Source organism: Clostridium sp. CAG:221 (assembly GCA_000435835.1).
In the GTDB taxonomy this organism is placed as follows: domain Bacteria; phylum Bacillota; class Clostridia; order Clostridiales; family Clostridiaceae; genus Clostridium.
On the sequence record FR883395.1, the window covers coordinates 1 to 12,788 of the forward strand.

Sequence of the window (12,788 nt, forward strand, 5' to 3'; positions counted from 1 at the left end):
CAAAAAAGCTATGGCCATATTTGCAACAAGAAATTAGACAAAGTAATAGAATTTATAGATTCTAATAAAAGCAACCATGATATCAAGACTATGTGTACCGTTCTAGGCGTAGCCAGGAGTACATATTATAAATTTTTTGATAAAACTAAATCAGCAAGACAATTAGAAAATGAGGAATTAAAAGCAGCTATTAGTAGAATATACAAAGCTAATAAAGGAATATATGGAGCTCCGAGGATTCATCATATACTTGTTACAGAAGGCTTTAATGTATCTTTGAAGAGAGTTCAAAGAAAAATTATTGAACTTGGCCTTTGTGCAGTGACTGTAAAAAAATACAAGCCTCATTCTAATAAGAAAGTAGCAGAAGGGTTAGAAAACGTTTTAAAGAGAAATTTCTCAACTACTTCTATTAATGAAAAATGGGTAGGAGATATTACATATATTCATACTATCAAAGATGGTTGGTGCTATTTAGCTTCAGTTCTTGACTTGCATTCTAAAAAAATAATTGGCTATGCTTTTGGTAAAAGAATGACAAATAATTTAGTTATTAAAGCTTTAAAAAATGCTTATTACAGCCAGAATCCTGATAAAAATAAACCTTTAATATTCCATTCAGACTTAGGATCTCAATACACAAGTAATGATTTAAAAGAACTATGTAAAGAATTTAATATTATACAATCATTTAGCAAAAAAGGTTGTCCGTATGACAATGCTTGCATTGAATCTTTTCATTCTTCAATAAAGAAGGAAGAAATCTATAGAAATACATATCGTACCTTCGAAGAAGCTAATGTAGCTATATTTAAATATATTGAAGGTTGGTATAACAGAAAAAGGCTACACTCTTCTATTAATTACATGACTCCAGATCAATGTGAATTATTAGCTAGAAGTGCAGCATAAAAAAGTTTGACTTTTTGTGTCTAAAATATTGACATAAGACCAAAATCCTGCTTTATCAAATTCAGATATTGCATGGCTTTTAAGAGTACCGACTCCAACTTCTCTGCTGTTATCGGCTTAGATATATAATCAAATGTAATGACCGCAAACACATCCATAACATACTTCGTGTAACTTGTAAGAAACACAAAAAGAGCCTTTGCATCTTTTTCCCTGATTTTCTTTGCAAGTTCCAATCCATTAAGCTGTGGCATTTCAATATCAAAAATATATAGATGATATGTTTCGTCGTGTAATGTACAGTATGTCAGTAATTCTTCCCCACTAAAATACACATCATATTCAATCGGATATTGGCACAGCTTATCAAAAGCACTTTCTAACATTTCAATATCAGTTCTGCTGTCATCACATATAGCAATTTTCAACATAACAATTCCTCCTTCACATTCTAAGAAGCAGGAATAACCACATCTCACTTAATCAATTTAGACACATATGCAAGCACACGGTCAAAAAACAAATCTCTTTGTTCTTTACTACTGTTTGCAACATAATACTCCAGATTAAACTCCATTGCATTACTGCTAACACCAGTTATCAGATATGTAGGATCGATACCATAGATTCGATAAAGGATCAATATCTTATCTACGGAAAGACCTGTCGAACCAGCCTCGAACTTACGATAATGCTCTACTGTAACCCCAAGCACTTCAGCAATTTCTACTTTATCAATATTCATGTTTCTTCTTGCTTCTCTTAGTCTTTTACCAATCTGTATATTGGTATCTTTTCTGTCTGTATCCATGATTTACGCCTCTTTTCATTATAAATCATATCAATGGATAGCCTTATGTCATAGTCCAGAAAACAACCCAATGCACATCATTTTCTGCTCGCTTATTGGTCAACTTATGATTTCTTTCTGAAAAGCAGAAAACGAATGGCACATTAGATGCCATCCGTTTTCAGAACTTTATATCATTTCAATTTTTATTAGAATGATACTCCTTTAGCTTTCCATTGAATGTTTTTCCAATGTCTCTGCTCTATCTGCAACTTTCTTTTTAAAATTTTCTACCTTATGAATATACTCATTATCCATTAAAGAGGAACGAACTAAAAAATCAGCAGTAGCAATATTATTTGCAATCGGAATATCATATACCTGTGCTATTCTTAAAAGAGCTTTCACATCCGGATCATGCGGCTGTGCAGCTAGAGGGTCTGAGAAGAAAATCACCATATCAATACTCCCCTCTACAATCTTTGCACCAATCTGTTGATCGCCGCCTAACGGACCACTATTATAACCTTTTACCCTTAACCCCACTTTATCTGTAATCATTCTTGCAGTAGTTCCGGTACCGGACAAACGATGATTTTTTAAAATCTCCTTATTATCATAGCACCATTGAATCATATCCTGCTTCTTTCCATCATGAGCTATAAGTGCAATATTTTTTTGCCTCTTTATTGTCATATTTATATATTCCATTATCCTTCTCATTTACCAATTTTACGAAACAGCTAACTCGTAAATTGTACGGGATTTGTATGTTTGTCCAGCCTTTAACACACTACTCGGAAAATGTTCTTCATTACAGGCATTCGGATAATACTGTGTTTCAAAACAAATACCTGCTTTTTCTTCATACCTTGTACCGCCCTTACCAACTACTCCATCCAAGAAATTTCCTGTATATAATTGCATACCACACAAATCAGAATAAACAGTCATGGTTATACCACTTTCGTCACAGTAAAGTTTTGCCATCTTTTTCAGCTTACCATCATTTGTAAATACATAATTATGGTCATACCCTTTGGCACGTCTAATTTGAACATCGTTATAATCAATCTGTTTGCCAATTATTTTCTTTATACGAAAATCCATCGGTGTATTTTCAACATTAAGAATGTTTCCTGTAGGCACAAAATCTTCATCTATCTCAAGAAAACTATTTGCATAGATTTCCAATCGGTGCTGTAAAATATTACCATTATCCTGCCCATTCAGATTAAAATAGGTGTGATTCGTAGGATTTACTACTGTTGTTTCATTGGTTGCCATTCTGTAATCAATAATTAGCTCATTGTTGTCTGTAAGTGTGTATCTTATCCGCTGCTCCAAATCTCCCGGAAAGCCCTGTTCAAATTTAGGACTAAGACGACTAAATTCAACATAATTACCTTCTTTGGATTTTCCATATCTGGCATCATACATTTTACAGTGCGAGCGAACAAAACCACTATGAAGATTATTCTCTCCGTCATTTTTATCTAGTTTGTATTCTTTATCATCCAGTATTACGCAGGCATTTTTTATTCGATTTGCATTTCTGCCCACATAAGCACCAAAACAGGTATCTGTATTGTAATAATCTTTTAACTCATCAAAACCAAGCGTAATATCCTTTATTTCCCCATTTCTATCCGGAAACATAATTGTTAAAATAAGTGCACCAAAATCTGATACCTGCACATGCATACCGCTATCATTTTCTAAAATATAAATACTTGCTTCTTTTCCCTCTTTAGTTGTTCCAAATTTTAGACATTCAATCATCCCTGAGTCCTCCATCCATAAATTATATCAATCACAGCTATTTTCACTTGCAATGTAATGTTGTTCTATAAGGACTACTTCAAGTGGAATCACAGAATGTAACTAAAGCGTTGAAATAAACTTCCTAAACGCATTCTGTCCTTCCTCAGTACGCTTATATACACCAGCACATTCCAAAACTTTTACAAACACCTTTGCTATTTCATCTTTTAGAATCTGATTAACATTCTCTTTCGTAATGTTATAATGATTACGCCATTCATCTACCCAATCCGCATGTTTTTCAATTTCTTCCATGGTCCGAATATCTTTTCCCTCTACGATAGCCTCACCCAAAGTAAGCATTTCTTTTTTTAATCTTGCTGGAAGTACAGCCAAACCCATAACCTCAATCAGTCCGATATTTTCTTTCTTGATATGGTGCAGCTTCTCCTCCGGATGATATACACCCCAAGGCTTCTCCTCTGTCGTAATATTATTGCGAAGCACCAAATCCATCTCGTATAAATCACCATTCATTCTTGCAATTGGTGTTATTGTGTTATGCGGCTCTCCGTCGGTTTCACTAAAGATAAACGCATCCTCATCTGTGTAATTGCGCCATGCATTTAAAATGTAATCGGATAACTCCACGATTCTCTCAGGCTTTTTGCTTTGTAATCGGATCACTGACATCGGCCATTTTACAATGCCGCTTGTCACGTCCTCATAGCCTTTTACCTGAAACATATATTCATAAGGAGCTTTCGCCATAGCAAATGTATAAGAACCGCCCTGAAAATGATCATGACTTAATATGGAACCACCAACAATCGGAAGGTCTGCATTTGAACCAACGATATAATGTGGAAACTGTTTTACAAAATCAAGCAGCTTTACAAATGCAGCTTTATCAATCTTCATCGGCGTATGCTCTTTGTTAAAAACAATGCAATGCTCATTATAATAAACATAAGGCGAATACTGAAAATAATAGTCTCTATCAGCCAGTTTTACCGGAATTATTCTGTGGTTCTGTCTCGCCGGATGAGAAATATGTCCTGCATATCCCTCATTTTCTTCACAAAGAAGGCACTTCGGATACTCATTCTTTTTCGCTGTTGCCGCTTTTGCTATGTCTCTGGGGTCCTTTTCCGGCTTAGACAAATTTATCGTAATATCAATCTGTCCATACTCGGTATCTGTGGTCCATTTTTCATCCTTTTCGATTCTGTCCCTTCTGATGTAATTAGTATCCTGACTAAATTTGTAATAATAATCCGTAGCAAGCTTAGGACTTTCAGAATAGAGTCTTTGGAACTTCTCTCTTACCTGTGAAGGCATCGGAGTAATTAACCCCATTATCTTTGTATCAAACAAATCCTTAGTTGTTATGGTGTCATCTTCCATGATTCCCTGCTCGATGGCATAATTCATCATATCTTCCAAAATCAGATGTATCGGTCTTACCTGTTCATCACTCCACACAAAATCCTTCTTGTCAAACAGCTCCAACAATCTGTTAATGACATATACCTTGTCATCCTCTGTAATCAGACCGTTCAACATTCCATAACTTACTAATTCTGATATTACTTTATCCATGTGAAAAACCTCCCTTAATTCTAATAACCGTTTGGATGATTTTCATGCCACTGCCAAGCTGTTGCAATGATGGTGTGTAAATCTGCATATTGGGGATTCCAGCCTAAAACTTCCTTGGCCTTTGTACTGGATGCAATGAGAGTAGAAGGATCTCCTGCCCTTCTTGGTTCTTCCTTTGCCGGAATCGGATGTCCTGTAACCTCACGAGCTACATCAATCACTTCTTTTACTGTAAAACCTATTCCATTTCCTAAATTGAAAATGTCACTTTCTCCACCCTTTGCCAAATATTCCATTGCTAAAATATGAGCCTGTGCCAAATCATTTACATGAATATAATCTCTGATACAGGTTCCATCCTTTGTATCATAATCGTTACCAAATACAGAAATATACTCACGTTTACCATTTGGAACCTGCAAAATAAGTGGAATTAAATGAGTCTCCGGATTATGTGCTTCCCCAATCTTTCCATTCGGATGAGCACCACATGCATTAAAATATCTAAGAGACACATATCTTAAATTATGTGCTTTGGAAGTCCACTTAAACATCTTCTCCATAGAAAGCTTTGTCTCTCCATAACAGTTAGTTGGAAGTGTTCTGTCTGTTTCCAAAATAGGAATACTCTCCGGCTCTCCATATGTAGCAGCAGTTGAAGAAAATACAATCTTATCAATTCCATGCTCCATCATACTCTCTAACAACACCTCTGTTCCGCAAAGATTATTATTATAGTATTTAAGCGGATTTGTCATGCTCTCTCCAACCTGTGAGCTTGCCGCAAAATGAATCACACCATCTATCTTCTCTTTTGAAAACACTTCATCCAAAAATTTTTTATCTCGAATATCTCCCTCATAAAACTTTGCTTCCGGGTGAATTGCTTCCTTAAATCCGGTTAACAGATTATCAATTATTACTACCTCATATCCAGCGTCTATCAATTCATATACTGTATGGGAACCAATATATCCGGCTCCGCCTAACACTAAAATTCTCATTGTCCCAGCCTCCTTACATCACCTTAATGCCGCCATATTTTCTGATTCTTAAATCCTTACAGGAACCTTCTCCATAAATGCTGTCCATCTGCATCTTATATGGCACAACGAAATCATTTTTTACAAATGCCTGAATGGTTCCTGCAAAACCTCCACCATGCACTCTGCTCACACCTTCTGTTTTTAACAAAACATCACTCATCATAAGTGCAACTGAAATATTCTGATTTTCCACATCGTTACTTGAATATACATTCTGTAAGTATTTGAAAGAAGAATCCCCCGATTCCTTCACGTTATCCAAAAACAGATTCATATCTCCCCACTTTAATGCATTTACTTCTTTTTGTACTCTCTCATTTTCTGTAAAGAAATGCAGTGCTCTTAATACGCTTCTGTCTCCGTACTTCTCCCTAAGCTCTGGTATCGCCTTAATAACATCCACCACCTCTACTTCACGGAGAACCTCTTTTCCAAAATGATTTGCAACTCTTTTCATCTCCTGTGGAACGGCTGCATATTCGTATGTTAAATCTGCATGTGAACCCTTCGTATCTGTAATACACAAGCTGTATCCATGCTCACTCATATTAAAATCCAATTTTTCAACTTCCGGCTTCTTCGGGTCCTTGAAATCAATATATACCAGATTTCCAACAGAACAAGCCATCTGATCCATCAATCCACAAGGCTTTCCAAAATATACGTTTTCTGCATATTGTCCAACAATCGCTATTTCAATGGCTGAAATACTCATATCATTATAAAGTCCCGACAGAATAGTCCCAATCAGTGTTTCAAAAGCTGCCGAAGAAGAAAGACCTGCACCAATTAATACATCACTGGTAGCATATGCTCTGAAACCACCTACTTTATAGCCTCTTTCCATAAAGCCTGCAACAACACCCTTAATCAATGCAGTTGTTGTTTCCTTTTCTTCCTCTTTACAGTCAATATTATCTAATGAGATAACCACTTCATCATAATCATCAGATATGATTCGGATTTGATTATCCTCAGTCTGTCTGACAATGCCAATCGTATCAAGGTTGATGGATGCAGCCAGAACCTCTCCATGTTGATGATCCGTATGGTTTCCACCCACTTCACTTCTGCCCGGTGCACTAAATATTTCTGCTTCCCCGGCTCCATAATGTGCTTCAAACAGTTCTATGGCTTGCACATAACGCCTTTTATGATATTCAAGCTTTGTAGCATCTACATAGATGTCTAAAAATCTTTCATCCATTCCATCTTCTAAGATGTTCTTCTTCATTTCATTTGTCTTCATCCTAACCACCTCAATTCCTTCTTAACAAATCACAAAAGAATATGTTATATCTTTCTCTGCATCAATATGGTAAGCATCTTCCACATCGCTTCCCCAGCTGTCAATTCCGCCCACACCTCTTACCGCTCCGTAGATACAAAGAACGGTTCTTCTTGCAGGAGGTAATTCCTCATGGTGCGTTGCATTTTCAATCTCACTTGCTGTATAAGGAAGGCAGGAGAACGCAAATGTATCTTCCTTTTTTTCAATTCTTAATATCTGAGCTGAATTGTCTTTTCTGCTGTTGTTAAGACTTGTATGTCTTGTTACTTCAAGCCAATCAGTTCCCATTCTCATACCACATTCCTGTGGAACAAGGTACGGTGTCAGACTTAAATCGTTTATCTCATACACCCCTTTTACTCCTCCTGCCATACGATCCGGATAAGTTTCCCCGGAAAGTCCTTCATACATATATTTATCAGCCAAAGTCGGCATGATAAACCTTAATCCAAATACAGGAAGCTGTGGTAATCCTTTTACTCCTTTATAAGAAACACTTACAGTTATCTTTCCTGTATTCTCCACACTATAAATCACATCAACTGTGGTTCTTGGATTTGTAACCGTCTCATAAACAAATTTAACAACGATGTTCTCTGCAAGCACATCTCCACCATACTTATTATTATCCGGCGCACATGGTTTTCCCTGCGACTTGCCATCTGTAATAACCTCAATTTCCTTACAGTCAATAAACATATCCGCCGCAAGCCAGCTTCCGCTTTTTATATGAAACTTACTTCCTCTGTCATTATCTGTAAGTGCTCTCCAAAATGTAGGCTTCGGGCAGCGATAAAGCCACTCATATCCATTTTTCACAACAGACTCCAGACCGCCCTGTGAATAAGAGAAAACGTAATCAAAACCTTCTCCGTGAACTCCAAGTGTATAATCTCCATATACGATTCTTAATTTAGATGTACATTCCATAATAATACCTCACTTCCTGCATTGCCGGTTTTTCTCTTCTATCCGCAAAAACAATTCCATTGCCTGAAAATTCATAATCAGACGGTCTGTCATCAAAATCTCCACCATATCTTAAAACTTCTCTTCCTGTCACTTCATCCTTTACAAGAAGTGCCTGATCGATGAAGTCCCAAATATATCCGCCCTGATACATTTCATATTTATCAATTAGCTTCATGTAAGAACCGAGTCCGCCTATGGAGTTACCCATATCATGCATAAATTCACATAGTAAATATGGTTTTTTTGCACTGTTTATCAGATATTTCTCCACTTCCTCCGGTTTCGCATACATACGACTTTCCACATCAGAAATAGTATCCTCATATTCTCTGGTATAATAGGAACCTTCATAATGTACTAATCTACCATCCTTCTTTTCCTTGAAGAATTTATTCATTGCCTCTATATCATCACCTGCATAGGATTCGTTTCCTAACGACCAGAACAGAATGGAAGTATGGTTCTTAAATGTCTCAAAATTATTTCTTGCACGGTCAACAACAGCTTCTCGCCACTGTAGTACAGAACCCGGTACATTCCATGACGGTTCGATTGCTCCCAGCTTCTGCCATGAACCATGACTTTCAAGATTTGTTTCCGCCATAACATAAATTCCTGCTTCATCGCACATATAATACCAAGGTATCTGATCCGGATAATGACAGGTTCTAACAGAATTAATGTTATTTCTGGTCATACACTGAATGTCTGAAATCATTTCCTTAATACCGATTACCCGTCCGGTTTTTGCACTCCACTCATGTCTATTAACACCGGTAATGATAAGCCTCTTTCCATTTAAATGAATTACCTTGTCTATAATCTCAATTCTTCTAAATCCAACCTTATATGGAATAACCTCTGCAAGCTTTCTGTCAGTATAAACTTCAACAAATGTATCATAAAGATAAGGATTATGATTATCCCAAGGAGTAACCTTTTTTACATCTGCTGTCAATGCTCCTGCCAACATGTTCTTATCGCCTGTTAATACTAAATCTTCGGATAAAAGCTTATTTCCTGCTTTATCAGATAAGATGAATTTTGCACTTACTGTACTTTCAGAAGAAGCAGAAATTTTTACATCCACTTTAATTGCACCGCTTGTATTATCCTTATTTAATACAGGCTGAATCCACATATCCTCCACATGGATATCAGGAGTAGCCTTTAAGCTTACATTTCTGAATATACCGAAGAAACGGAAAAAGTCCTGATCCTCCAAAAACGCTGCTGTACTCATTTTGTGTACCTGCACAGCCAATACATTATTCTTTTCCTTGATATAAGGTGTCAAATCAAACTCTGACGGTGTAAAGCTGTCTTCTGTATATCCGATAAACTCACCGTTTAACCAAATATACATTGCTTCCTCCACACCCTCAAAACAGATACGAATTCTTTTATTCTGCAACTTTTCATCAAGGTCAAATACTTTTATATATGACCCTACCGGATTATACTGTGCTTCGCTGAACATTCCTTCTCCTGCACCAGCACCCTCAATGCTGTGAGCAGGTCTAAGATACCTTTTACCCTCCCAAGGGTACTGTGTATTGATATATCTAATCTGGTCATATCCTGCAAGTTCAATGTGTCCCGGAACCATGATTTTATCAAATCCACTTCTGTCATAATCTGTCTTGTAAAAATCTGCCGGTCTTTCCATTACATTGATGCTAAACCTAAAATCCCACTGTCCATTTAAGGATTGTGTCAATTTATTATCACCACTTTCCAAATCCTTATAATTCAGATAGTAGTTATGATCACTGTGGGCATCTAACTGATTTATTCTAAAAATTTCCGGGTTGTCTAACCATTTAATCTCTGCTTTCATATTAAACCTCACTTTCTGTAGATATCCCCTAAAGTCACACTCTAGAGGCTATTATGGTTTTCTGCTTATTCTCTTTTAACTTCTTGTTTGCCTCTTCAAGATTCATATTAATGTAACTTAATTATACTAATTTAACTCTATAAAATACATATCAAAAATTGGACAAAACATGCACAAAATGATACAATAAACAAAACAACACGGATTATATCCGTTTTTTTCAGCAAAGTGCACATCAAAAATTGAACAAACTATAGTTAAGGAGGTAACACTATGTATGCCAATAATGCTTATCTGAATAATACGACTATGGACATCAAGGACAAGTCAAGCCCGTTAATTGTAACAAGCTGTGGCACTTACCATTTATTTACTCGTCCCAAATTACCGACATGGCGACCACGTGGACGTCTTGACTTTCAGTTGCTATACATTGCATCCGGAAAAGCTCATTTTCACTTTAACGGAAAAGAAGAAATTGTCACCGCTGGTCACATGGTTTTATACAGACCAAAGGAACCTCAAAAATACGAATACTACGGTGAAGATCAGACAGAAGTGTATTGGGTACATTTTACCGGAAATGATGTAACAAACATTCTTCGTTATTATGGCTTTACAAAAGAAAAGCATGTTTATTACTGTGGTAAGGGACTTGATTATCAGAATCATTTTAGATTAATGATTCAGGAATTACAGATGTGTAAGGAACATTATGACGAAATACTTGAAATGCATTTAAGAGAAATCTTCATTATGGTTCACAGACATTTACAAACAAGTGCAAGAGTAAGTAACAGTCAGATTTCAGAAGATATAGATGTAGCAACGCTCTACTTCAACGAGCATTACAACGAAGAAATAAATATCGAGGAATATGCTCAAACCCATAATATGAGTACAAGCTGGTTCATCCGAAATTTTAAACAATACACCGGCTTTACTCCTTTGCAATACATATTATCTGTTCGTATTTATAACGCTGAGGCTCTGCTAAAAAGCAATATGTATAATATCACCGAAGTAGCTAGTATTGTCGGTTATGATAATCCGTTATATTTTAGCAGGACATTCAAAAAATTGAAGGGCATTTCTCCTTCAGAGTATAGAAACAGTATAGAAACCTAGCATTTTCCAAAATCAAACATGCACATATTTCTCCATTTGCAACTTTTGTCTACTTTTGGAATGGATTTGGCGAGTAATATATCTTATTTTGGATTATGATTGCCTCAGAAAGAACGAAAGGAGATGAGAAATATGAAACAGACAGTAAAAAACTTTTTTGAAGAAATCTTCAATTTTTACGCACCTGTATTTCTTCATCAAACAAATCGCATGTGGTAATCCACAAACTAGTAATTTCCTTTTCTAAATATATAACCTCGCCAGTTAATATAAAAAAGAAACGGATTTACCACAAGACAATTATGTGTTATTACCCCAAGAGCAACACTTCTTATATTTCAAAAGGATATGCCCTCTTATTCAAGAATGGAATATCCTTTTATTTTTATATGCTTCATTATTTCATTTCAAATGTAATGTGAATTTCATACTTCTGATACGTAATAAAAATCACTCAAGTAATATCTAACTCATTCACATCTTCATTGTCAATTATCTTTGCATCACAGATCACATAGTTTAATTTCATAATAATTACTCCTTAACATAAAAGATACAGTCTATATAGTAATGTCTTTTATTTTTTTATCAACAGTCATGACAGAAAATGAACCTTTATTGCAGAAAACGACAAAAAGTCCACTTGAATTACACCTTTCATTCAAGTGGACTTCACCCTTATCGGCTCTTACCCTTTACCTCTGACACAACCTCTGTCTCTGCTTTTCCTGACTGCTGATAGGCTTCAAAGGCGTCTGCCCCATACTGAAATTCCGGCTCTGCCACAGCTCCAAGCATGGAAGGCTCTGCCATTTCCACATCCTTCATTCGCTCCGGCTCTTTGGCAAGACTTTCCACCTTATCAAGTGCCTCATCCAGATATTGCTCCATTCTCTGATACAGCTTTTTCTTTGCCTCGAAAGGCTTTTTCACAAGCTCCGTTTTAGAGAACTTCTTTTCCTTTTCGGGATAATCAACCGTTTCCTTATCTGCAAAGGTACAGAAGGTATTAGCAATCTTCTGTCCGGCTTCCCTCATACCGCTACCAAAGGCATCCAATTTATTTATGGTATGCTCTGTCTCTGCAATACTCTTACGGACATTCTCTCGGACAGACTCCAGCTTATCCTTAATGCCTAAGAACTCAGATACCTTATGAAGTGCCGCTTTGCCCTTCGCTTTTGCCTCTGCCACAATTTCAGAAGCCTTTGCTTTTACCTCTGTTTTGATTTCAAACAACTGCTCCTTCATCTTCTGGCATTGCTGTTCTAAGGATTCCACAGCCTTACGGACGGTAGCCTTTAAGGTCTTGTCTGCCTTTTCCTGCTCCATCTTTTCAAGCTGTTTACGGACGCTTGATAATTCCTCTGTCACCTGCTCAAGCCTCTTGCCCATTCCATCAAAGTATTAATGTCAAGACTATTTTGAACAATTGTGCCAATA

The 12,788-nt window shown here is 36.5% G+C and carries 12 protein-coding genes; 2 read left to right on the top strand and 10 right to left on the bottom strand.

Annotated elements, in window-relative coordinates:
• Positions 1-912 (top strand): IS3 family transposase (locus Q5O44_RS06260; protein WP_302637499.1); only part of this gene is annotated, 912 nt, incomplete at its 5' end.
• 20 nt (positions 913-932) lie between these two features.
• Here Q5O44_RS06260 and Q5O44_RS06265 read toward each other — a convergent pair.
• The 9 genes from Q5O44_RS06265 to Q5O44_RS06305 all read right to left on the bottom strand — a co-directional run bounded on the left by Q5O44_RS06265 (position 933) and on the right by Q5O44_RS06305 (position 10,217).
• Positions 933-1,343: a LytTR family DNA-binding domain-containing protein gene (locus tag Q5O44_RS06265; RefSeq protein ID WP_022167546.1), complete on the bottom strand. Its 411-nt coding sequence runs from the start codon at positions 1,341-1,343 to the stop codon at positions 933-935.
• Positions 1,344-1,387: 44 nt separating this feature from the next.
• Entirely contained in the window at positions 1,388-1,723 is a 336-nt protein-coding gene (locus Q5O44_RS06270) for a helix-turn-helix domain-containing protein (protein WP_022167547.1), read from the bottom strand.
• 204 nt (positions 1,724-1,927) lie between these two features.
• Positions 1,928-2,413: a methylglyoxal synthase gene (locus Q5O44_RS06275; RefSeq protein WP_022167548.1), complete on the bottom strand. Its 486-nt coding sequence runs from the start codon at positions 2,411-2,413 to the stop codon at positions 1,928-1,930.
• Between the two features lie 21 nt (positions 2,414-2,434).
• Complete coding sequence (locus tag Q5O44_RS06280; RefSeq protein ID WP_022167549.1) at positions 2,435-3,484, bottom strand: aldose epimerase family protein; 1,050 nt, start codon at positions 3,482-3,484, stop codon at positions 2,435-2,437.
• 102 nt (positions 3,485-3,586) lie between these two features.
• Positions 3,587-5,068 carry a UDP-glucose--hexose-1-phosphate uridylyltransferase gene (gene galT, locus Q5O44_RS06285; protein ID WP_022167550.1) on the bottom strand — a complete coding sequence of 494 codons (1,482 nt, stop codon included), beginning with the start codon at positions 5,066-5,068 and terminating at the stop codon, positions 3,587-3,589.
• A gap of 20 nt (positions 5,069-5,088) precedes the next feature.
• Positions 5,089-6,072, bottom strand: coding sequence for a UDP-glucose 4-epimerase GalE (gene galE, locus Q5O44_RS06290; protein ID WP_022167551.1), 984 nt, complete (start codon positions 6,070-6,072; stop codon positions 5,089-5,091).
• A 13-nt stretch (positions 6,073-6,085) separates the two neighbouring features.
• Complete coding sequence (locus tag Q5O44_RS06295; RefSeq protein WP_022167552.1) at positions 6,086-7,363, bottom strand: galactokinase family protein; 1,278 nt, start codon at positions 7,361-7,363, stop codon at positions 6,086-6,088.
• Between the two features lie 21 nt (positions 7,364-7,384).
• Positions 7,385-8,335, bottom strand: a complete 951-nt coding sequence (locus tag Q5O44_RS06300) for a beta-galactosidase small subunit (protein ID WP_022167553.1) — start codon at positions 8,333-8,335, stop codon at positions 7,385-7,387.
• Positions 8,319-10,217, bottom strand: a complete 1,899-nt coding sequence (locus tag Q5O44_RS06305) for a glycoside hydrolase family 2 TIM barrel-domain containing protein (RefSeq protein ID WP_022167554.1) — start codon at positions 10,215-10,217, stop codon at positions 8,319-8,321. The genes Q5O44_RS06300 and Q5O44_RS06305 overlap by 17 nt, the downstream gene beginning before the upstream one ends.
• Before the next feature lie 273 nt (positions 10,218-10,490).
• Between Q5O44_RS06305 and Q5O44_RS06310 the strand changes: the two genes are divergently transcribed.
• A complete protein-coding gene (locus Q5O44_RS06310) occupies positions 10,491-11,345 on the top strand; it encodes an AraC family transcriptional regulator (protein WP_022167555.1) in 855 nt (284 codons plus the stop codon).
• A 678-nt stretch (positions 11,346-12,023) separates the two neighbouring features.
• Here Q5O44_RS06310 and Q5O44_RS06315 read toward each other — a convergent pair.
• Entirely contained in the window at positions 12,024-12,740 is a 717-nt protein-coding gene (locus Q5O44_RS06315; protein WP_366934339.1) for a DUF6674 family protein, read from the bottom strand.
• Positions 12,741-12,788 lie beyond the last annotated feature (48 nt).